We start from the raw sequence: 21,282 nt of genomic DNA, 5'->3' as shown, positions 1-21,282 counted from the left end.
TAGAAACACTGACGTTCCGTCGAGGGAGCCAGCCCATGGCCAACGTCGTCCGTGCCGCGCTCGTCCAGGCCACCTGGACGGGCGACACCGAATCCATGATCGCCAAGCACGAGGAGCACGCCCGCGCCGCCGCCCGGCAGGGCGCCCGGGTGATCGGCTTCCAAGAGGTCTTCAACGCCCCGTACTTCTGCCAGGTGCAGGAGCCCCAGCACTACCGCTGGGCGGAGCCGGTGCCCGACGGGCCCACCATCGGCCGGATGCGCGACCTCGCGCGGGAGACCGGGATGGTCGTCGTCGCGCCCGTCTACGAGGCCGAGGGCCCCGGCTTCTACTACAACACCGCCGCCGTGATCGACGCCGACGGCACCGTCCTCGGCACCTACCGCAAGCACCACATCCCGCAACTGCCCGGCTTCTGGGAGAAGTTCTACTTCCGCCCCGGCAACGCGGGCTGGCCCGTCTTCGACACCGCGGTCGGCCGCATCGGCGTGTACATCTGCTACGACCGGCACTTCCCCGAGGGCTGGCGCGCGCTCGGACTCGCCGGTGCGCAGCTCGTGTTCAACCCCTCCGCCACCTCCCGGGGCCTGTCCTCGTACCTCTGGCAGCTCGAACAGCCCGCGGCGGCCGTCGCCAACGAGTACTTCATCGCCGCCATCAACCGCGTCGGCCGCGAGGAGTACGGCGACAACGACTTCTACGGCACCAGCTACTTCGTCGACCCCCGCGGACAGCTCGTCGGCGACGCGGCGAGCGACACCCAGGAGGAACTGCTCGTGCGCGACCTCGACTTCGACCTCATCGAGGAGGTCCGCCACCAGTGGGCGTTCTACCGCGACCGCAGGCCCGACGCCTATGAGGGGCTGGTGAAGCCGTGAGCGGCCTCCACGACAGGCACCGCGCCGTCCTGCCCGACTGGCTGGCGCTCTACTACGACGAGCCGATCGAGATCGTGCGCGGCGAGGGCCGCCACGTCTGGGACGCCGCGGGCAACCGCTACCTCGACCTCTTCGGCGGCATCCTCACCACCATGACCGCGCACGCGCTGCCCGAGGTCACCAAGGCCGTCAGCGAGCAGGCCGGCCGGATCATCCACTCCTCCACGCTCTACCTCAACCGCCCCATGGTGGAGCTGGCCGAGCGGATCGCGGAGCTGTCCGGCATCCCCGACGCCCGGGTCTTCTTCACCACCTCGGGCACCGAGGCCAACGACGCCGCGCTGCTCCTCGCCACCGCACACCGCCGCTCCAACCAGATCCTCGCCATGCGCAACAGCTACCACGGCCGCTCCTTCAGCGCCGTGGGCATCACCGGCAACAAGGGCTGGTCGCCCACCAGCCTCTCCCCGCTCGCCACCCACTACGTGCACGGCGGGGTGCGCACCCGGGGCCCGTTCGCCCACCTCTCCGACGCCGACTTCACCGCCGCCTGCGTGGCCGACCTCCGGGACGTCCTCGGCCAGACGAGGCCGGGCGTCGCCGCGCTGATCGCCGAGCCGGTCCAGGGCGTCGGCGGCTTCACCTCGCCCCCCGACGGCCTGTACGCCGCGTTCCGCGAGGTGCTCGACGAGCACGGCATCCTCTGGATCACCGACGAGGTGCAGACCGGCTGGGGCCGCACGGGCGACCACTTCTGGGGCTGGCAGGCGCACGCCGAGAGCGGCCCGCCGGACCTGCTGACCTTCGCCAAGGGCATCGGCAACGGCATGTCCATCGGCGGCGTGGTGGCCCGCGCCGAGATCATGAACGGCCTCGACGCCAACTCCATCTCCACCTTCGGCGGCTCCCCGGTCACCATGGCCGCGGGCCTCGCCAACCTCACGTACCTCCTCGACCACGACCTGATGGCGAACGCCCGCACCGTCGGCGCCCTGCTCCGCGAGCAACTGACCGCCGCCTGCGCCGATCTGCCCGGGGTGCGGGAGGTGCGCGGCCGTGGCCTGATGCTCGGCGTGGAGCTGGTGCGCCCCGGCACCCTCGAACCCGACCAGGCCGCGGCGTCCGCCGCGCTCGAAGCCGCCAGGGCGGCGGGCGTCCTGATCGGCAAGGGCGGGGGCCACGACACCAGCGTGCTGCGCGTCGCGCCGCCGCTGACCCTCACGGCGCAGGAGGCCCGCGAGGGCGCGGCGGCACTGGCGCAGGCGCTGCGCGCCACGGCGGGCGGCTGACCCCGCGGGCCCGCCACGGCGCCGCCCTGCGTCCCGCGGGCCCGCCACGGCACACCCGCGTTCGAGCAACGCCGAACCCCGAGGAGTCCGCCCATGCCACCCCGCACACTCATCCGCAACGGCCTGCTTGTCACCGCGGCCGACGAGTCCTACACCGACGTGCTCGTCGAGGACGGCCGCGTGGTGGCCCTGGCCGAGAAGGGCAGCGCCGTCGCCGAGGGCTGGTCGGCCGAGACCGTCCTCGACGCCACGGGGAAGTACGTGATCCCCGGCGGCGTCGACGGGCACACCCACATGGAGATGCCGTTCGGCGGCACCTACGCCTCCGACACCTTCGAGACCGGCACCAGGGCCGCCGCCTGGGGCGGCACCACCACCATCGTGGACTTCGTGGTGCAGAGCGTCGGGCACACCCTGCGCGAGGGCCTGGACGCCTGGCACGCCAAGGCCGAGGGCAACTGCGCCGTCGACTACGGCTTCCATATGATCCTCGCCGACGTCAACGAGGACACCCTGAAGGAGATGGACCTCCTCGTGGACGAGGGCGTCACCTCGTTCAAGATGTTCATGGCCTACCCGGGCGTCTTCTACAGCGACGACGGCAGAATCCTGCGCGCCATGCAGCGCGCCGCGGGCAACGGCGGCCTCGCCATGATGCACGCCGAGAACGGGCTCGCCATCGACGTCCTGGTGGAACAGGCACTCGCCCGCGGCGAGCGCGACCCGCGCCACCACGGCGAGGTGCGCAAGGTGCTGCTGGAGGCCGAGGCCACCCACCGCGCGATCCAGCTCGCCAGGGTCGCGGGCGCCCCCCTGTACGTCGTGCACGTCTCGGCCGACGAAGCGCTCGCCGAGATCGCCACCGCCAGGGACCACGGCCTGCCGGTGTTCGGCGAGACCTGCCCGCAGTACCTCTTCCTGTCCACCGACAACCTCGCGGAACCCGGCTTCGAGGGCGCCAAGTACGTCTGCTCCACACCGCTGCGGCCCCGCGAGCACCAGGCGGCCCTGTGGCGCGGACTGCGCACCGACGACCTCCAGGTGGTCTCCACCGACCACTGCCCGTTCTGCTTCAGCGGGCAGAAGGACCTCGGCAGGGGCGACTTCTCGAAGATCCCCAACGGCATGCCGGGCGTGGAGAACCGCATGGACCTGCTGCACCAGGCCGTCGTCGACGGGCACCTCACCCGCCGCCGCTGGATCGACATCGCCTGCGCCGCGCCCGCCAGGATGTTCGGCCTCTACCCGAAGAAGGGCACCATCGCTCCCGGCGCCGACGCCGACATCGTCCTGTACGACCCCACCGCCGTCCAGACCGTGTCGGCGGCCACCCACCACATGAACGTGGACTACTCGGCCTACGAGGGCAGGGAGCTGGCCGGCCGCGTGGACACCGTGCTCTCCCGCGGCGAAGTCATCCTCGACCAGCGGGAGTTCAAGGGCCGCGCGGGGCACGGCAGGTTCACACCGCGCGGCCTGTGCCAGTATCTGGACCACCCAGCGGGCGGCTGACCCCGGAACGGAGCACTCCCATGGACCTCGGACTCGTCCTCCAGACCGACCCACCGGGCTCCGCCGTCGTCGAACTGATGCGGCGCGCCGAACAGCAGGGCTTCACACACGGCTGGACCTTCGACTCCGCCGTGCTGTGGCAGGAGCCGTTCGTGGTGCACAGCCGCGTCCTCGACCACACCAGCAGGCTCGTCGTCGGCCCCATGGTGACCAACCCGGCCACCCGCAGTTGGGAGGTGACCGCGTCCACCTTCGCCACCCTCGGCGAGATGTACGGCAACCGCACGGTGTGCGGCATCGGCCGCGGCGACTCGGCGCTCAGGGTCGCGGGCCGCCCGCCCACCACGCTCGCCAGGCTCGGCGAGGCCATCGACGCCATCAGGGACCTCGCCGAGGGCCGCGAGGCCGAGGTGGACGGGCAGCGGCTCAGACTGCCCTGGGTGCGTGACGGAAGACTCCCGGTGTGGATGGCCGCGTACGGCCCCAGGGCGCTCGCGCTCGCCGGGCAGCGCGCCGACGGGCTCATCCTCCAACTCGCCGACCCCTACCTGGTCGAGTGGATGGTCAGGGGCTTCCGCACGGCGGCCGAGGCGGCGGGCCGCGACCCCGCGTCGCTCACGGTGTGCGTGGCGGCGCCCGCGTACGTCGGTGACGACCTGGCGCACGCCAGGGAGCAGTGCCGCTGGTTCGGCGGCATGGTCGGCAACCACGTCGCCGACCTGGTGGCACGCTACGGGCCGCACTCCGCGGCCGTCCCCGCGGAACTCACCTCGTACGTCGCCGCCCGCAAGGGGTACGACTACGCGCACCACGGCCGCGCGGGCAACCCCGACACCGCCTTCGTGCCCGACGAGATCGTGGACCGCTTCTGCCTGCTCGGGCCGGTCTCCGCACACCTCGACAGGCTCGCCGAGCTGCGCGCGCTCGGCGTCGACCAGTTCGCCGTGTACGCCATGCACGACGCGCGCGAGAAGGTCGTCGACGCCTACGGCGAGAAGGTCGCCCCCGCCCTGGCCTGAGCCACGCGCTCCCCGCCGCGCCCGAGCCACCCCGCCCGCACCCGCACGGTCACCCCACCCGGCGTTCCCTACCAGCGAACGGGGCAGCACATGACCGACACCGCACCCACCGCTCCCGCCCCCACCCAGTCCACCGCGCCCGACGGCAGGGTGGAGCTGAACCCCGGCGCCTACCCGGAGGGCAGCCGGTACGCCAACGACGACCTCAGGCCGATACCGGTGTCCCAGCGGCACTGGGGCACGTACAACTTCACCGCGCTGTGGATCGGCATGGCCCACAACATCCCCTCCTGGACGCTGGCCTCCGGCCTCGTCGCGCTGGGGATGGACTGGAAGCAGGCCGTCTTCACCATCGCGCTCGCCAATGTGATCGTGCTCGCGCCGATGCTGCTCACCGGCCACGCGGGCCCCAAGTACGGCATCCCCTTCCCGGTGCTCTCCCGGGCCTCGTTCGGGGTGCGCGGCGCCAACCTGCCGGCGCTGCTGCGGGCCGCCGTCGCCTGCGGCTGGTTCGGCATCCAGACCTGGATCGGTGGGCAGGGCGTCTATGTCCTGCTGAACAAGGTGTTCGGCGGCGGCTGGGAGGACGCGGCCGAGTTCGGCGGCTACCCGTGGACGCTCTGGGTGTGCTTCGCCGCGTTCTGGGTGCTCCAACTCGCCATTATCCACCGGGGGATGGAGGCGCTGCGGCGCTTCGAGAACTGGGCGGGCCCCTTCGTCTTCGTCGGCGCCGTGGTGCTGCTGGTGTGGATGGCGGGGCGGGCAGGCGGCCTCGGACCGCTGCTCGACCAGCCGTCCCGGCTCGGCTGGGGCGGGGACTTCTGGCCGGTGTTCTTCCCCGCGCTCATGGGCATGATCGGCTTCTGGTCGACGCTGTCGCTGAACATCCCCGACTTCACCCGCTTCGGCAAGGGGCAGCGCGCCCAGGTGTGGGGCCAGACCCTGGGCCTGCCCACCACGATGACCGCGTTCGCCCTGCTGTCCGTGCTGGTCACCTCGGGCTCCCAGGCGGTTTTCGGCAAGCCGATCTGGGAGCCCGTGGACCTCGCGGGCCAGGCCGACAACACCTTCGGGCTGCTGTTCGCGCTGCTGACGGTGCTGATCGCGACCATCTCGTCCAACCTCGCCGCGAACGTGGTCTCGCCCGCCTACGATCTCGCCAACCTGGCGCCGCGGTTCATCAACTTCCGCACCGGCGCGCTGGTCACCGGCGTCATCGGGGTGGTGATCTTCCCCTGGAAGCTCATCGAGTCGCCCGAGGTGTACATCTACGTATGGCTCGGGGTGGTCGGCGGGCTCCTCGGCACCGTTGCCGGCATCCTGATCGCGGACTACTGGGTGGTGCGCCGCACCTCGCTTGAACTCGTCGACCTGTACAGCCGCGGGGGGCGCTACTGGTACCGCGGCGGCTGGAACTGGCGGGCGGTGCTGGCGTTCCTGGTTGGCGGCCTCCTCGCGGTCGGCGGCTCCCACTCGGAGCCCGGGGCCGGGCCGTTCCCCCGCGACGGCCTCATTCCGCCACTGGAACCGCTGGCGGACTACGGCTGGGCGGTGGGGCTCGGCTCGGCGTTCCTCGTGTACCTCGCGCTGTCCAGGCGGCGATAGCCCGGGGCCGTACCCCTGGCCCCCCCCTTCCCGTCCCGGCGGCCACTGCGCGGCCCGTTCGGCCACCGCACGGGCCGCGGGTGTGCTTCCCTCTCCCTATGTCCAGCGGGGAGATACTCGTCGAGCGGCTGCGGGAGACGGGCTTCGCCGTCGAGACGGTGGAGGAGGCCGTCGGCGGTGTGGTCGCCGTCGCCGGGGTGGTCACGCTCCGCGGCGGCGGCCGGGTCTTCGCGAAGACGCTGACGGCGCCGGACTCCGACGTGTTCACGGTCGAGTCCCTGGGCCTCGCCGAACTGCGCACCCTCGGCGGGGCGACCACACCCGGGGTGCTGCGCGTGACACCGCGGCTGCTCGTCATGGAGAGGATGCGGCCGCGCCGGGACGACGAGCCCTTCTGGGAAGAACTCGCCCATATGGTCGCCCGCCTCCATACCGCCACCGGGACCGACCGCTTCGGCTGGCACCGCCCCGGATGGCTGGGCAGGATGCGCCAGCACAACACCTGGGAGACGGACGGCCACACCTTCTTCGCCGAGCGGCGCATCCTGCGGTGGCTGCCGGAACCGCGCGTCGAGGCCGCGTTCGACCGCGAGGAGCGGCGCGCCCTGGAGCGGCTCTGCGCCGCCCTGCCCGACCTGGTCCCGGCCCAGCCGCCCTGCCTCACCCATGGCGACCTGTGGCAGGGAAACATCGTCGCCACCGCCGGCGGCTCCCCGGCGCTGATCGACCCCGCGGTGTCCTACACCTGGCCCGAGGTCGACCTCAGCATGCTCTGGTGCTCGCCCCGCCCGCCGTCCGCCGACCGGTTCTTCGCCGTCTACCGGGAGCGGGCCGGGCTCCTGGACGGCTGGAGAGTGCGCATGCCGCTGCTGCACCTGCGCGAACTCCTCAGCACCGTCGCCCACGACATGGACGACTGGGGCGCCGCCGGGGCCGTCCGCGACATCATCGCCCCGTTCCGGCACCGCAAGGGATGACATCCCGTCAGGACGCGCGTCGGCCGGGCGGGTTAAGACCCGCGGCCCGCACCCGGACGAGCACCTGGCCCTCGCCCGCCGTCGGCTCGGGCACCTCCCGGAACTCCATCGCGCCCGCGTCCCCCCCTCGACGGTATGGCGGTTTAGCCCGCCGCCGTCGCCATCGGCAGCGCGGTCTCGATCCTGTCCACCGCGCGGAACGCCCCGTACGCCACGAGGTGGACCAGGCAGTGGTCGGTGTGGGCGGCCGAGCGCCAGGCGCCGACGTCCTCGGGGGTGATGCGGTACGGGGCGAACGCGGCGAGCAACGCGAGGCGCGCGCCCGGGAGTTCACGGCCGGGGACGCCCTCGCCGACCGCCGGTGGATGCCCGCCGTCCCAGGCGGCGACGGCGCGCTCCACCGTGTCGGCCTCCTCCCGGTCGAGCAGGCCCTCGCCCGCGAGCGCCGCGGCCCGCAGCGCGGTGTACGCGGGCCCGACCGGGGTGTCGCCCGCCCACGCGGGCACACCGCCCGGCACCTGCGCGTCGTGCAGCAGCGGCAGGCTGAGCCCGGGCTCGACCTCCCGCCGTACGGCCGCCGCCACGGTGCGGCCGAGCAGGGAGCGCACCGGGCGCAGCCGCTGCGCGCCGCCGGGCAGCAACTGCTCGGTGAGCAGCGCGGACACGACACGGTTGATGAAGTGGAACGCCAGCGCGGAGCCGACGTACCCGGGCGCCTGCGCCGCGGGGAACGGCAGCGGGCGCAGCCTCGGGCTGCCGGGCGTCCTGCTCGCCTCGCCCCAGGCGAGCAGCCGCTCCTGGCCCGGGTCCGCGGGGCGTCTGCCGTGGGCCAGGGACTCGGCCGCGGCGTGGTCGCCTGTGGCGTGCAGCAGCATGGTGTGCGCGTCGACGCAGAACGCGCACCGGTTGGCGAGCGAGACGCCCGCGGAGACGAGTTCCTTCCCGGTGCGCGGCCCGGGGCCCGCGAGCAGCGACTCGCGCATCAGCGCCCAGGCGGCGGTGAGCAGGGTGGGCGCGGAGGACAGCACCACGAAGGTGGGTGGGTTCTGAATGCCGAAGTCCCGGCCGATCTGCTCGTAGACACCGGCGGTGGGCCCGGTGGCGGCCTTCGGCGGCGGGGGAGCGGTGAAGCGGAACGGCGAGGGGAACGGGGTGGGCATCGGCGCCTCCCGGGGCTGTGGAGCCGGGTGCTCCCCGGCCGGTCGCCTCCGATGATGGCGGCCGGGGGAGCGCCGCCGCGTCGTCCGCGCGGACACACCGTGCGCTACGCCGCCGAGGGCGCGCCGTGCGGGCCGTACTCCCCGGGGAGTAGTGCGCGTCCGGTACGCCAGGGCGACGCGTGCGGCCCCGGCCGGGGATACCGTGCCGACATGCACGAGGAATCGGGGGGCGGGGCCGGTGCCGACCGGGCCACCTACCAGGATGCGGGGGCCGCGGTGCTGTGCTGCGCCGCGGCGGTGGTGCCGCCCGCGCTCGACGGCGGCGCGGGCGCGGGCGGTTACGCGCTGCTGGCGGCGGGGGCGGCTGCACTGGTGCTGCACCGGCTCGCGCCCCTGGCGGTACTGGTGTTCACCACCGCGGCGATCACTCTCGCCCTGTTCGTGGACTCGCCGCGCAGCCTGGCGGCGGTGCCGGTGTTCGTGGCCGTGCATCTGACGGCGGCGCGCACCGGGCGGCGGGCGCTCGCGGCGGTGGCGGCGGTGGCGTTCCTCACCGGGTCCTTCGTCGCGGGCCCGCACACGGCGGGCCGGGTGGAGGCCACCGTGCTGCTCGCGGGCTGGTTCCTGTGCGCGGTGCTGACGGGTCTCGCGGGCAAGAACTGGCGGGCGTATCTGCGCCAGACCGAGGAGCGCGCCCTGGAGGCGGAACGCACCCGCGAGGAGGCCGCGTTGCGCCGTGCGGGTGAGGAACGGCTGCGCATCGCACGCGAGTTGCACGACTCGCTGACCCACAGCATCTCCATCGTCAAGTTGCAGGCGGGGGTGGCGGTGCATCTGGCGCGCAAGCGGGGCGAGGAGGTGCCGCCGGCGCTGCTGGCCATCCAGGAGGCGGGCAGCGAGGCCATGCGGGAGCTGCGCGCGACCCTCGACGTGCTGCGCGAGGACGGCGAACCCGCGGGCGATCCCGGGCAGTTGGTGGCGCGGGCGCGGTCCGCGGGGATCGCGGCCGAGCTGAAGGTCACCGGGGGCGGCCGCGAGCTGCCGCCGCGGGTGAGCGGCGCGGTGTACCGCATCGTGCAGGAGGCGCTGACCAACGTGGCCAGGCACGCGGGGCGTTCGGCGGCGGTGACGGTCGGCATCGAACACGGCGGGGACACGGTGACGGTGAGCGTGGAGGACGACGGCAGGGCCCTCCCGGGGCCGCCGCCCCCGCCCGGGACCGGCCTCACCGGGATGCGGGAGCGGGTGGCCGCGCTCGGCGGCACCCTGGACACCGGGCCGCGGCCCGGCGGCGGCTTCGCGGTGCGCGCGGTGCTGCCGGTGGCGGCGCGGGAGGCGGCGCGGTGATCCGGGTGGTGCTCGTCGACGACCAGGCGCTGATGCGGGCCGGCTTCCGGGCGCTCCTCGACGCCGAGGACGGCATCGAGGTGGTGGGGGAGGCGGCCGACGGCGAACGGGGTGTGGCGCTGGTGCGCGAGACCGTGCCGGACGTCGCGCTCGTCGACGTGCAGATGCCGGTGCTCTCCGGCATCGAGGCCACCCGGCGGATCGCGGCCGACCCCGCGCTCGGCGGCGTACGGGTGGTGATCCTGACCAACTACGGCCTCGACGAGTACGTGTTCGAGGGGCTGCGGGCCGGGGCGAGCGGGTTCCTGCTGAAGGACACCGAGCCGGGGGACCTGCTTCAGGCCATCGAGGTGGTCGCCGCCGGGGAGGCGCTGTTGTCGCCCTCGGTGACCCGCAGGCTGATCGGCGCCTTCGTCGCACGCCCGCCCGACCGGTTCACCGCTCCCGCGCTCTCCTGCCTCACCCGCAGGGAGCGCGAGGTGACGGCGCTCGCGGCGCGCGGGCTCGGCAACGAGGAGATCGCCGCGCACATGGTGATCAGCCCGTTCACGGTGAAGACGCACGTCAGCCGCGCCATGGCCAAGGTGGGCGCCAGGGACCGCGCCCAACTCGTCGTGTTCGCCTACGAGTCGGGGCTCGTGACGGCGCGGGAGCCGCGCGGCTGAGCCGGGCGCCCGCGCCCGCACCCCCGGCGGAATTGGTCCAGACATATACCTTGACGGGTCCTGGCGGCCGCTCATTAAATCAAGCCCTGAAGCAAGCGCGTCACATGTTCTCCGCACGGCTCTCACTTTGCGGTGTGCCCCGGCACGCCCCCACACGGAAGTGATGTGATGCCCCATGCGCGTTCCCTGGCGACGAAGACTCCTCGTCTGGACCGCCGCCGCGTTCTGTTCCGCGGGACTCCTGGTACCCACGGCCTCGGCCGCCGACCACGCCTCGGCCGCCGACCACGCCACGGCCGCCGCGGCGCCCCGGCTGAAGGCGGCCCTCACCGAGGACTTCGACGGTCCCGCGGGCGCGGGCGCCAACGGCGCGGTCTGGCAGACCGAGACCGGTGACAACGTCAACAACCACGAGCGGCAGTACTACACCTCGGGCACGAGCAACGCCGCGCTCGACGGCCAGGGCCACCTGGTCATCACCGCGCGCCGCGAGAACCCGGACAACTACCAGTGCTGGTACGGGCGCTGCGAGTACACCTCCGCGCGGCTGAACACCGCGGGCCGGTTCGACGCCGCGTACGGGCACGTCGAGACCCGGATGAAGATCCCCAGGGGCCAGGGCATGTGGCCCGCGTTCTGGATGCTCGGCAACGGCGGTGGCGGCTGGCCCGCGCAGGGCGAGATCGACATCATGGAGAACGTCGGCTTCGAGCCCTCCACCGTGCACGGCACCATCCACGGGCCCGGCTACTCCGGCTCCGGCGGCATCGGCGCCGGATACTCGCTGCCCGGCGGGCAGGCGTTCGCGGACGGCTTCCACACCTTCGCGATCGACTGGGCGCCCGACTCCATCCGCTGGTCGGTGGACGGCAACGTGTACCAGACGCGCACCCCTGCCGACGTCGGCGGCAACCAGTGGGTGTTCAACAAGTCGTTCTTCCTGATCCTCAACCTCGCGGTCGGCGGCTACTGGCCGGGCGACCCCGACGGGTCCACCTCCTTCCCGCAGCAACTCGTCGTGGACTACGTCCACGTCTCCACCAGTGGGGGCGGCGGCGGTGGCGGCCGGATCACCGGAACCGGCGGCAAGTGCGTCGACGTGGCGAGCGCGAGCAGCGCCAACGGCACCCCCGTGCAGCTCTACGACTGCAACGGCTCGAACGCCCAGCAGTGGTCCGTGAACGGCGACAGCCTGCGCGCCCTCGGCAAGTGCCTCGACATCGTCGACAACAGCACCGCGGACGGCGCCAAGGTCCAGCTCTGGGACTGCACGGGCGGCGGCAACCAGCGGTGGACGTACAACGCCGCCACCCACGACATCGTCAACCTCCAGGCCAACAAGTGCCTGGACGCCACCGACAACTCCTCCGCCAACGGCACCAGGTTGCAGATCTGGACCTGCACCGGCTCCGCGAACCAGAAGTGGACCATGTCCTGACCCCCGCCGCCCCCTGACCTGTCCACGGCACGGGGGCCGACCCCGTACCACCCCTGCCCCGGCCGCGGCCCCGCGCGCGGCCGGGGCCTCGCCATGTCCCGGCGCCTCCCGCGGCGCCCGGTGACCGCTGAGTTCGTTCGTTTACCCGAACGTGATGCCGGTGTCTGGTTTTCGACACGGTGGCGTCGCTAAGGTAGTGCCCACAAATTAATCTCAGCGTGAGAGGAATTGTGGCAACTACCTCGCTCCCCCGTACCTCCAACCGCAGCGCCGTGCTGGCCGCCCTGCTCTCCGGCGCCGAGGTGGACCGGCAGCAGCTCATCGCCGACACCGGTCTCAGCCGGGCCACGGTGTTCCGCATCGTGGACGATCTGATGGCCGAGGCCCTCGTCAGGGAGGGCCGCAGGGTACTGCGCGAAGGACCAGGCAGGCAGTCGACGACCGTGGGCTTCAACGGCGCCGCGGCGCTGGTCTGCGGAATCGACCTGGGCGGCACCAACTGCCGCGCGGTGGTCGCGGACGCGCTCGGCCGCGCCCTCATCCGCAGCCGCGACGCCACCCCCCGCGGCGCGAGCGCGAGGGAACTCGCCGCCTGGGTGGCGGACCGGGTCGCGGGACTCGTCGCCGATCACGGCGGGGGCGCCCCCCTGCACACCGTCACGATCGGCCTGCCGGGCGTCATCACGGGCGACGGCAGGTCCGTCGTGAACTCGCACAATCTCGGCCAGATCAAGGGCACCGAGTTCATCGAGGCGGTCTCGGCGCTGCTCGGCGTCGAGACGGTCGTCGGCAACGACTCCAACCTGGCCCTGCTCGGCGAGTTGCAGTACGGCTCGCTGCCCGACCGGGACACCGCCGTCCTGCTGGCGATGGGCACGGGCCTCGGCTCCGCCGTCTCCTTCGACGGCCGGGTCATGGTGGGCAGGACGGGCCTGCTCGGCGAGTTCGGCCGGCTGCCGCTGCCCGGCCGCCCCGAGCGGCTGCGCGACCTGCTCTCCGGCGCCGACCTGGTCGCCTACGCACGCACCAGGGGAGTGACCGTGCCGAGGGCGCAGGCACTCTTCGCCGAACCCGGACGGTATGCCGAACTGCTCGCCGAGGTGGACGCCGCCCTCACCCACCTCGTCACCGTCGTCGCCCTCGCCTACGAACCCGGCACGGTGGTGCTCACCGGCGGCTTCTCCGAGTCGTTCGACACGGGACAGCTCGCCGCCATCAGCGACCGCGTCGCGGACGCGGTCGGGGTGCGCAGCGCCGTACGCCGCTCGGACCTCGGCGACTCGGGGGGACTGCTGGGCTCCATGGCCTCCTCCCTCGGCCGGCTCCACACCTCGCTCGGGGTGAGCCCCGAGCACCTGGCGTCCGTCGCCGTCGACCGCGCCGCGGCCGTCGAGCGCCTGGCCACCTGCCCCGCCGACACCCGCACACCCGGCACGTACCCGCACACCACACACCACCAGGAAGCAGAAGGGTGACAACGGTGAGGAAACCGAACCGAGCACGGACCCGATGTGCCATCGCCGCGCCCGCGGTACTGGCACTCACACTGACCGCCTGCGGCGGCGGTGGCGGCGGGGCGAAGGCCGACTCCGACGGCACGCTGACCGTCTGGATGATGACCGGAGGACCGGGCGACAGCCCGCTCGTCAAGGAGGCGAACGCCGAGTTCGCCAAGAAGCACCCCGGCATCAAGGTCGACGTCCAGGTGCAGCAGTGGGACGGTGTGGCCACCAAGGTCACCACCGCCCTCGCCAGCGGCAACCCCCCGGACATCGTCGAGATGGGCAACACCCAGACCCCGCTTCAGACCTACTCCGGCGGCCTCGCCGACCTCACAGGCGACCGCAAGTCCTTCGAGGACTCCGGCAGTTGGCTCACCGGCCTGTCCGCGCCCTCCGAGTACGACGGCAAGCTGTACGCCGTCCCGCTCTACGGCGGCACCAAGGTGGTCATGTACAACAAGAAGATGTTCGCCGACGCGGGCATCGATGGCCCACCGAAGACCGTCGCGGAACTACAGCAGGACTGCTCCGCACTGGCCTCCGCGAACAAGGCCACCGCCGGCTTCTCCGGCTTCTACCTGCCGGGCCAGTACTGGTTCAACGGCATGCCCTTCCTCTTCGCCAAGGGCGGCAAGGTCGCCTCCCAGCAGGACGGCAAGTGGCGCGCCGAGATGTCCTCCGCGCCCAACCAGGCCGGTCTCAAGGCGTGGAAGCAGTTCCAGAACACCTGCTCCACCCCGTCCTCCGTCGGCGTCAACACCGACAGCCCCGACCAGGACCAGCTCTTCGCCGACGGCAAGGCCGCCATGGAGTACGTCAAGGCGTGGGAGCCCGCCGCCGTCATCGAGAAGAACCCGAAGATGAAGGGGAACATCGGCTTCTTCGCGATGCCCGGCTACACCGCGGACAAGGCCATGCCGGTCATCGTCTCCGGCTCCACCATCGGCATAGCCACCGACAGCCCCGACCAGAAGGCCGCCAAGGACTGGCTGCGGATCATCACCGGCAAGAAGTTCCAGCAGCGGATGGCGCTCACGCTCAACCTCCTGCCGGTCTCGCCCGACTTCACCCCGCCGGGCGTGCCGGAACAGCTCACCGTCGCCTCCCGGGCCGGCAAGCTCAGCACACCGCTGCCGGGCAGCCCCGGCGAGGCCACTCTGGAGACCGAGCGCTACAACGAGCAGTTCTTCTCCAAGATCGCGAGCGGCTCCGACCCCGCCACCGCCTCCGCCGCGTACGACAAGCACGCGACCGACGCCTTCAACTCACTGGGCAACTGACACCCCCTGGAAGCTCTATGGCACTCACCGAGAAGCGGAAGCAGGCCCCGCCGCAGGCCAGGGGCCGCGGCGGGGGTCCGGGCCGACGCGGCAGCCCGGCAAGGCCCCGGGTGCTGCCCTGGGCGATGGTCGCCCCCGCGCTGGCCGCGCTGCTGCTCATCCAGGGCTACCCCCTGGTGCGGCTGCTCGTCCTGTCCACCGAGGACTTCGGGCCCCGCTCGCTGTTCACCGGCGAGTCCGACTTCGTCGGCCTCGACAACTTCACCCGGATCTTCACGGAACACGACTTCCTCGCGGTCCTGCTGCGCACCGTGGTGTTCACGGCGGTGTGCGTGGCCCTGCTGATGGTGCTCGGCTTCCTCATCTCCCATCTGCTGATGGGTGTCTCCGCGTGGGCGCGCGTCGTCACCACCGTCTGCCTGGTGCTGGTGTGGGCGATGCCGATGGTGGCGGCCACCCTGGTGTGGCAGTGGATGTTCCAGCCGCAGTACGGCGTCGTCAACTGGCTCCTCACCCAGGTACGGGTGTTCGGGGACCTGTCGGCCCACGACTGGTTCTCGCACCCCGTGCAGGCCCTCGGGCTGATCATCGTGCTGACGGTGTGGAAGGGCCTGCCGTTCGTCGCGCTCACCCTCTTCGCCGCGCGCGGACAGATACCCGAGTCGCTGTACGAGGCCGCCCGCCTCGACGGCGCGGGCACCCTCCAGACCTTCCGGCACGTCACCATCCCGATCATGCGGCCGGTCCTCGCGATCCTCACCGTCCTCGAAGTCATCTGGTCGGTGAACTCGTTCACCCCGATCTGGGTGCTCACCCAGGGCGGGCCCGACGGACAGACCACCACCCTCGGCGTCTACGCGTACGTCACCGCGTTCAGCCGCAACCAGTACGGCAGCGGCGCGTCCGTCGCCGTGGTCACCGTCGTCCTGCTCGCCCTCTTCTCCATCGCCTACGTCCGCAGGCTGTCCCGGCAGGGGGAGGTCGTATGAGCAGGTCAGGAAAGCCGCTCGGCGGGGCCGCCGCACGGCGCTCACCCGCGCACCGCCGCCGCACCGCCAACAACGCCATCGCGCTCGTGCTCAGCGCCGTGATGGTGTTCCCCGTCTACTGGATGGTCGCCACCGCCCTCAAACGCCGCGGGGACATCCTCAGCTCCGTACCGCGCTTCCTGCCCTGGCCGCCCAGCCTGGAGAACTTCGAACGGGCCCTGGACAAGCCGCACTTCTGGGTGTTCGTGCGCAACTCCCTGACCGTGACGCTCTCCTCGGTCGTCCTGTCCCTGGTGATCGCGCTGTTCGCGGCCATCGCCATCGCCCGCTTCCGCTTCGCCGGGCGCAAGGCCGTACTGACCGTCCTGGTACTGGTGCAGATGGTCCCGGCGGCGGCCATGGTCATCCCCGTCTACCTGATGCTGCGCTCCATCGGCGGCCTCGACTACGTGCCGGGACTCGTCCTCACCTATATGACGTTCGTCCTGCCGTTCACCATCTGGACGCTGCGCGGATTCGTCGACGGCATCCCCGTGGAACTGGAGGAGGCCGCCCTCATCGACGGCTGCGGCCGCTTCCAGATGTACGTACGGGTGCTGCTGCCGCTGCTCATGCCCGGCATCGTCGCCACCTCCATCTTCGCCTTCGTCAACGCGTGGGACGACTACGTCTTCGCCTACGTGATCATGAAGTCGCAGAGCAACTACACGCTGCCGGTGTGGCTTGTGTCGTTCAAGACCGCGGAGAGCGTCGACTACGGCGCCATGATCGCGGCCTCCACCATCTTCTCGATCCCGGTCCTCGTCTTCTTCCTGCTGGTGCAGCGCCGCCTGGTGGGCGGCATGACGAGCGGCGCGGTCAAGGGATGACACCGCCCCGCCGCCGCACCCGCACGCACCACCGCACCCCGACGACCCGCAAGGTGAGGAATCCATGAACGAGCTGTCCCGGCTCGCCCACGGCGTGCTGTTCCCCGCGCTCGGCCGCCAGACCGTGCCCCGCTGGGCGCGCCCCCGCGTCGCCGAGGGCCTCGGCGGCTTCGTCCTGTTCGGCAAGGACATCGCATCCGCCGCGCAGATAAGGGAGTTGACCGGCGACCTGCACGGGCTGCGCGAACACCTGCTGCTCGCCATCGACGAGGAGGGCGGCGACGTCAACCGCCTGGAGAACCACGGCGGCACGTCGGTGCCCGGCAACCACGCGCTCGGCCGCCTCGACGACACCGCCCGCACCCGCGAGGCCGCGTACCAGATCGGCCTCTCGCTGGTGGCGGCGGGCGTCGACTGGGATCTGGCGCCCGCCGTCGACACCGCGGTCAACCCGCTCTCGCCCAACGGCATCCGCACCTTCGGCGGCGACCGCGCGCTCGTCTCCGCGCACGCCGCCGCCTGGGTCGAGGGGCTCCAGTCCGCCGGGGTCAGCGCCTGCGCCAAGCACTTCCCCGGGCACGGCCTCAGCTCCACCGACGCCCACCTCGGCACCCCCACCGTGGACCTCTCCCGCGAGGAACTGCTCGCGCACTACCTCGACCCGTTCCGCGCCGCCATCGGGGCGGGCGTCGACAGCATCATGGTGTCCCACGTCCGGCTCACCCGGCTCGACGACGTCCCCGCCACCATCAGCCCCGCCGTGCTCACCGGGCTGCTCCGCGAGGAACTGGGCTTCGCCGGGGTGGTCATCACCGACGCGCTGGAGATGCACGGCATCAGCGACGTCGCGAGCCTGCCGGAGGCCGCGGTGCGCGCCGTCCTCGCCGGGGCCGACGCGCTCTGCCTCGGCGCCTGGGCGTTCGGCGCCGACGTCGACGCCGCGGCGGGCGCCCTGGTCGCCGCCGTCGAGGACGGCACCCTGCCGGTGGCACGGCTGCGCGAGGCGAACGACCGTATCGCCGCGCTCGGCACCAGGCCGCGCGCCACCGGCGCCGCGCCCGACGACACCGTCGGCGCCCGGCTCGCGCACGACGTCCTCGAAACCAGCGGCGACCCCGTGCTCCGCGGGCGCCGCGCCCTCGTCGTCCGGCTCGACCCCACCCACTCGCCCGCGCAGGGCGGCGCCTCCTGGGGCGTGGAGGAGCCGCTGCGCGCGGCGGGCGTGGAGGTGGAGGCGCTGGCGGTGGCCGGCGACACGTACAACGCCGAGGGCATGATCAGGGCCGAGATCGGCCTCTACCTCGACGAGTTCGGCCAGGACGCGGACGTGGTGCTGCTGGTCCGCAGCTCCCACCGCTTCCCCTGGCAGCGCCCGGTCCTCGACGAGCTGCTGAGCCGCCACCCCGGGTGCGTCGTCGTCGACATGGGCGTCCCCGGTGACGACTTCGGCGGCTTCCGCGGCTGGATACGCACCTTCGGCGCCTCCCGGGTGTGCGCGCGGGCCGCGGTCGACGCCCTCCTGGGCGTGAAGTGACGCCGCCTCAGATCTCGTACGGCGGGCGGCTGTTCGTGAACGGCCGGTTCACCGGCTCGGACACCGCGGCAGAACCGGGCTGGCTGCTGGTACGCGACGGGCTCGTCCACGCGCTCGGGCACGGTACGCCGCCCGACGTCCCGGAGCCGGTGGAGGAGCTGCGGGGCGGGCTCGTGGTACCGGGCTTCGTGGACCCGCACTGCCACGGCGGCGGCGGGCACTGCGTGTACACCGGCGACCCGGACGATGTGCGCGCCGCCGCCGCGAGCCACCTCGCACACGGCACCACCGCCATGCTGGCGTCCGTGGCCACGGTCGAACCGCCCGCCATGGAGGCCGCGGCGCGTGCCGTGGCGTCCGTCATCGACGACGGCTCCGCGCCCAACCTGGTGGGCATCCACTTCGAGGGCCCCTTCCTCTCGCCCGCGCGCCGCGGCGCACAGACCGCCGACGCCCTGCGGCGGCCGGAACCCGCCGTCCTGGAGCGGCTGTTGGACGCGGCGGGCGGGCACGCCGTGTCGATGACCATCGCGCCGGAGCTGCCGGGCGCCGCCGAACTGGTCCGTGACCACGCCGACGACCTGGTGTGGTGCCTCGGGCACACCGACGCGGACCCCGCGGCCTTCGAACGTGCCGTGGCGCTGGGCGCCCGCGCCGTGACCCACCTCTTCAACGCGATGCCACCGCTGCACCACCGCGCCCCGGGCCCGGTCGCCGCCGCGCTGCTCGACGGGCGCCTGGTGTGCGAGCTGATCCTCGACGGCCACCACCTCGCCGACGACACCGCACGCCTCGCCCACCGCCTCGCAGGACCAGGCCGCCTCGCCCTGGTCAGCGACGCGATGGCCGCGGCCGGCATGCCCGACGGCGACTACGCCTTCGCCGACCGTGAGGTGACGGTCACCGGCGGGGTGGCACGGCTGCGCGGCACCGGCACCCTCGCCGGGTCGACCCTCTTCGTCGCGGAGGCGTTCCGCAGGGCCCGTACGGTGCTGGGCCTCGGCACGGACGACGCCGTACGCATGGCGTCCACGACCGCGGCCGGCCTGCTCGGCCTGGGCGACCGCGGGGCGCTGCGCCCCGGGGCCCGCGCCGACCTGGTGCTGCTCGACGGGGACACGCGCCCCGCCCGGGTGTGGCTCGCCGGGTCCGCCGTGCCCGGGTCCGCCCCGCCGTGAGGGGACCGGTGGCGCTCCCGAGGTGCGAGAACGGAGGAAGTGGGTAGCAGCCCTCGCAGTCCTGGCTGTCGAGGGGAGAACCACACGTGGAGCGCAAAGGCCGTGGGATGTCACGGCGCCGACTGATCGCCGCCTCGGGAGCCGTGCTCCTCGCCGCGGCATGTACCGACGGGGGCGGGGACGACGACGGCGGGGACGGTGGTGGCAGCGGCGGGGAGAGCAGCAGCCCGAGCGGTGGGCCCGACACCGGGTCGGCGCCCGACGGCGCGCTCGGCGTCAACTTCAACGAGGACCCCACCGGGACCGGCCTCACGGAACTCGACAGCGTCAAGGCGAGCTGGCTGCGCGGCTTCGTCCGCGCCGACAAGGAACCCGGCCCCGTGGAGCACCGTGCACTCTCCGCGCTGCTGACCGCGTCCGAGCACGGCTACGGCACCGTCCTGAACCTCAAACTCCCCTTCCAGGACCAGGCGTTCCCCCGCCCCGACAGCGCGGAGATGGACCGCATCCTCGGCACGGTCGACAAGGTGCTCGACACCGCGATGGACAAGGTGAACATCCTCGCCGTCGGCAACGAGCCCTTCATCGAGAGCAGGCAGCGGGACTGGAGCGGACCGCTCGGCGACTTCTACGAGAAGGTCGCCCACCACGTGCTCGACTACCGCGCCGACCACTTCGGCGACCGCTGCGCCACCCGCGTCTACATGGGCGCCCTCAACCGCCTGGAGAAACCCGAGTGGCGCGGCAAGGGCCCCCAGCGGTGGATGGAGTTCGTCCGCGCCACGGACGGCATCGAGGGCGTCGACATCCACCCGCACGTGTCGGCCGTCGACAGCGCCCAGCAGTACCTCGACTTCATCCTGCCCCGGCTGCGAGACGGACAGAAGTTCCTGGTCACCGAGTTCTCCCTGGTGTGGCTCTGGAAGTCGCACCTCGGCGACCGGGTGCCCGCCCGCTTCGCCGCCCGGTACGGCACGGCACCCGGGACCAAGGTGTGGCAGGCCATCAAGGACGCCACAGAACACCCCTGGTCCCAGGACAAGTGGGACGACCTGCTCACCATGAGCCCCTGGTACGCGGGCCACCGCCACTACCTGAAGAACCAGGTCCAGCGCTTCCGCGACACCGGCAGGCTCGCCGTCGCCACCTACCCCGTGGTCCAGGGGGCCGCGATGGTCAAGGACTTCGGCCCCGGCAAGAACCCCTGGCTGCTCAACCCGGTGTACGCGAGCCGCACCGTACGGCAGGACGACAAGAAGGCGCTGCCCACGCGCAACGTCGGCTGGTACGAGGACTTCCGCGCCCTCCAGCGCGACCAGGACAGGCGACCGGTGCACACCGGCACCGTCGCCTCCTGACGGCGGCCGCGGCGGTACGCGCCCGGCCGCAACGCACCGGACGCGTACCCCCGTTCACTCCGCCCCGCGCCCCGCCTCGTACCGCACCTCCATGACCGTCGCCGCGAACGCGAGCGGCCCCGGCAGCAGCGGGACCAGCAGCGGCATGGACCAGACGAGCAGCGCGGCCAGCACGAGCGCGCCCGCCAGCAGCGCGGAGCCGCGCGGGTCGGCGCAGGAGCGCAGCAGCGCCTCGCGCGCCGACAGCGTGCCGGGCGCCGCGAGCGCCGTCGCGCGCAGCCCCACGACCGCCGCGCCCAGGGCGAGCAGCAGCAGCGCGGGCGCGGCCACCGCGGAGCCGGGCAGCCCGGCGCGCACCGCCGCGTGGTCGAGGAGCAGCAGCGCGGCGACGGCGGGCGGCAGCAGCCCGGCGGCGAGCCCGCGCGGCGTCGACCGGGCCCGCAGATGGCCCGCGTAGGCGCCCAACCTGACCTGGACACCGCTCGCCGCGCTCTCCCGCAGGCTCGCCGAGGCCGCCGCGAAGGCGGCCGGGGCGGTGACCACCGGCAGACAGGCGACGGCGGTGAGCAGGCCGACCAGGAGCATGTCGGCGAAGAGGGTGAAGCCGGGCCCGAAGACCTCGCCCGGCTCCTTGCGGGCCTCTGGGCGCACGACGGGCGCGGAGGCGGGTGCGTGGCTCATG

The 21,282-nt window shown here is 72.8% G+C and carries 18 protein-coding genes; 16 read left to right on the top strand and 2 right to left on the bottom strand.

All coding sequences use genetic code 11. From position 1 onward, the window contains the following. Positions 1-35: 35 nt before the first annotated feature. From ACIBIW_RS22325 to ACIBIW_RS22300, 6 genes are all read left to right on the top strand, one after another. A complete protein-coding gene (locus ACIBIW_RS22325) occupies positions 36-878 on the top strand; it encodes a nitrilase-related carbon-nitrogen hydrolase (RefSeq protein WP_399338706.1) in 843 nt (280 codons plus the stop codon). Then, positions 875-2,167, top strand: a complete 1,293-nt coding sequence (locus ACIBIW_RS22320; protein ID WP_399338705.1) for an aspartate aminotransferase family protein — start codon at positions 875-877, stop codon at positions 2,165-2,167. The genes ACIBIW_RS22325 and ACIBIW_RS22320 overlap by 4 nt, the downstream gene beginning before the upstream one ends. 93 nt (positions 2,168-2,260) lie before the next feature. Next, complete coding sequence (gene hydA / locus ACIBIW_RS22315; protein WP_399338704.1) at positions 2,261-3,679, top strand: dihydropyrimidinase; 1,419 nt, start codon at positions 2,261-2,263, stop codon at positions 3,677-3,679. Positions 3,680-3,699: 20 nt separating this feature from the next. Next, entirely contained in the window at positions 3,700-4,698 is a 999-nt protein-coding gene (locus ACIBIW_RS22310; protein ID WP_399338702.1) for a TIGR03842 family LLM class F420-dependent oxidoreductase, read from the top strand. A gap of 90 nt (positions 4,699-4,788) precedes the next feature. After that, entirely contained in the window at positions 4,789-6,303 is a 1,515-nt protein-coding gene (locus ACIBIW_RS22305; RefSeq protein ID WP_399338701.1) for an NCS1 family nucleobase:cation symporter-1, read from the top strand. A gap of 98 nt (positions 6,304-6,401) precedes the next feature. After that, positions 6,402-7,280, top strand: a complete 879-nt coding sequence (locus ACIBIW_RS22300) for a fructosamine kinase family protein (protein ID WP_399338700.1) — start codon at positions 6,402-6,404, stop codon at positions 7,278-7,280. Between the two features lie 143 nt (positions 7,281-7,423). Here ACIBIW_RS22300 and ACIBIW_RS22295 read toward each other — a convergent pair whose 3' ends face one another. After that, complete coding sequence (locus ACIBIW_RS22295) at positions 7,424-8,440, bottom strand: carboxymuconolactone decarboxylase family protein (protein ID WP_399338699.1); 1,017 nt, start codon at positions 8,438-8,440, stop codon at positions 7,424-7,426. Between the two features lie 210 nt (positions 8,441-8,650). Here ACIBIW_RS22295 and ACIBIW_RS22290 point away from each other — a divergent pair, with 210 nt between their 5' ends. The 10 genes from ACIBIW_RS22290 to ACIBIW_RS22245 all read left to right on the top strand — a co-directional run bounded on the left by ACIBIW_RS22290 (position 8,651) and on the right by ACIBIW_RS22245 (position 20,600). After that, on the top strand, positions 8,651-9,787 hold the full coding sequence (locus tag ACIBIW_RS22290; protein WP_399338698.1) for a sensor histidine kinase: 1,137 nt from the start codon (positions 8,651-8,653) through the stop codon (positions 9,785-9,787). Continuing rightward, positions 9,784-10,452 carry a response regulator gene (locus ACIBIW_RS22285; RefSeq protein ID WP_399338697.1) on the top strand — a complete coding sequence of 223 codons (669 nt, stop codon included), beginning with the start codon at positions 9,784-9,786 and terminating at the stop codon, positions 10,450-10,452. Before ACIBIW_RS22290 ends, ACIBIW_RS22285 begins: the two co-directional genes overlap by 4 nt. 175 nt (positions 10,453-10,627) lie before the next feature. Beyond that, positions 10,628-11,890: a ricin-type beta-trefoil lectin domain protein gene (locus tag ACIBIW_RS22280; RefSeq protein WP_399338696.1), complete on the top strand. Its 1,263-nt coding sequence runs from the start codon at positions 10,628-10,630 to the stop codon at positions 11,888-11,890. A 230-nt stretch (positions 11,891-12,120) separates the two neighbouring features. Beyond that, positions 12,121-13,365 (top strand): ROK family protein, encoded by a 1,245-nt coding sequence (locus tag ACIBIW_RS22275; protein WP_399338694.1) that lies wholly within the window; start codon positions 12,121-12,123, stop codon positions 13,363-13,365. A 5-nt stretch (positions 13,366-13,370) separates the two neighbouring features. Then, positions 13,371-14,672, top strand: a complete 1,302-nt coding sequence (locus ACIBIW_RS22270; protein WP_399338693.1) for an extracellular solute-binding protein — start codon at positions 13,371-13,373, stop codon at positions 14,670-14,672. Between the two features lie 17 nt (positions 14,673-14,689). Beyond that, complete coding sequence (locus tag ACIBIW_RS22265) at positions 14,690-15,661, top strand: carbohydrate ABC transporter permease (RefSeq protein ID WP_399338692.1); 972 nt, start codon at positions 14,690-14,692, stop codon at positions 15,659-15,661. Continuing rightward, positions 15,658-16,530 (top strand): carbohydrate ABC transporter permease, encoded by an 873-nt coding sequence (locus ACIBIW_RS22260; RefSeq protein WP_399338691.1) that lies wholly within the window; start codon positions 15,658-15,660, stop codon positions 16,528-16,530. Before ACIBIW_RS22265 ends, ACIBIW_RS22260 begins: the two co-directional genes overlap by 4 nt. Positions 16,531-16,594: 64 nt before the next feature. Further along, complete coding sequence (locus ACIBIW_RS22255) at positions 16,595-18,064, top strand: glycoside hydrolase family 3 protein (protein WP_399338690.1); 1,470 nt, start codon at positions 16,595-16,597, stop codon at positions 18,062-18,064. Next, positions 18,061-19,242, top strand: a complete 1,182-nt coding sequence (gene nagA / locus ACIBIW_RS22250; protein ID WP_399338689.1) for an N-acetylglucosamine-6-phosphate deacetylase — start codon at positions 18,061-18,063, stop codon at positions 19,240-19,242. Before ACIBIW_RS22255 ends, nagA begins: the two co-directional genes overlap by 4 nt. Positions 19,243-19,349: 107 nt before the next feature. Further along, a complete protein-coding gene (locus ACIBIW_RS22245) occupies positions 19,350-20,600 on the top strand; it encodes a hypothetical protein (RefSeq protein ID WP_399338688.1) in 1,251 nt (416 codons plus the stop codon). A gap of 54 nt (positions 20,601-20,654) precedes the next feature. Here ACIBIW_RS22245 and ACIBIW_RS22240 read toward each other — a convergent pair whose 3' ends face one another. Beyond that, positions 20,655-21,281: a hypothetical protein gene (locus tag ACIBIW_RS22240; RefSeq protein WP_399338687.1), complete on the bottom strand. Its 627-nt coding sequence runs from the start codon at positions 21,279-21,281 to the stop codon at positions 20,655-20,657. Position 21,282: the final 1 nt, after the last annotated feature.

Source organism: Streptomyces sp. NPDC050560, assembly GCF_044457285.1.
Lineage (GTDB): Bacteria > Actinomycetota > Actinomycetes > Streptomycetales > Streptomycetaceae > Streptomyces.
This window is presented reverse-complemented; position numbering and strand designations above follow the sequence as displayed.

Coding starts and splice junctions, on each gene's coding strand:
- ACIBIW_RS22240 (WP_399338687.1), bottom strand. CDS start 21,281: ATGAGCCACGCACCCGCCTCCGCGCCCGTCGTGCGCCCAGAGGCCCGC.
- ACIBIW_RS22255 (WP_399338690.1), top strand. CDS start 16,595: ATGAACGAGCTGTCCCGGCTCGCCCACGGCGTGCTGTTCCCCGCGCTC.
- ACIBIW_RS22310 (WP_399338702.1), top strand. CDS start 3,700: ATGGACCTCGGACTCGTCCTCCAGACCGACCCACCGGGCTCCGCCGTC.
- ACIBIW_RS22260 (WP_399338691.1), top strand. CDS start 15,658: ATGAGCAGGTCAGGAAAGCCGCTCGGCGGGGCCGCCGCACGGCGCTCA.
- ACIBIW_RS22265 (WP_399338692.1), top strand. CDS start 14,690: ATGGCACTCACCGAGAAGCGGAAGCAGGCCCCGCCGCAGGCCAGGGGC.
- ACIBIW_RS22245 (WP_399338688.1), top strand. CDS start 19,350: ATGTCACGGCGCCGACTGATCGCCGCCTCGGGAGCCGTGCTCCTCGCC.
- ACIBIW_RS22295 (WP_399338699.1), bottom strand. CDS start 8,440: ATGCCCACCCCGTTCCCCTCGCCGTTCCGCTTCACCGCTCCCCCGCCG.
- ACIBIW_RS22300 (WP_399338700.1), top strand. CDS start 6,402: ATGTCCAGCGGGGAGATACTCGTCGAGCGGCTGCGGGAGACGGGCTTC.
- ACIBIW_RS22325 (WP_399338706.1), top strand. CDS start 36: ATGGCCAACGTCGTCCGTGCCGCGCTCGTCCAGGCCACCTGGACGGGC.
- ACIBIW_RS22280 (WP_399338696.1), top strand. CDS start 10,628: ATGCGCGTTCCCTGGCGACGAAGACTCCTCGTCTGGACCGCCGCCGCG.
- ACIBIW_RS22305 (WP_399338701.1), top strand. CDS start 4,789: ATGACCGACACCGCACCCACCGCTCCCGCCCCCACCCAGTCCACCGCG.
- hydA (WP_399338704.1), top strand. CDS start 2,261: ATGCCACCCCGCACACTCATCCGCAACGGCCTGCTTGTCACCGCGGCC.
- ACIBIW_RS22290 (WP_399338698.1), top strand. CDS start 8,651: ATGCACGAGGAATCGGGGGGCGGGGCCGGTGCCGACCGGGCCACCTAC.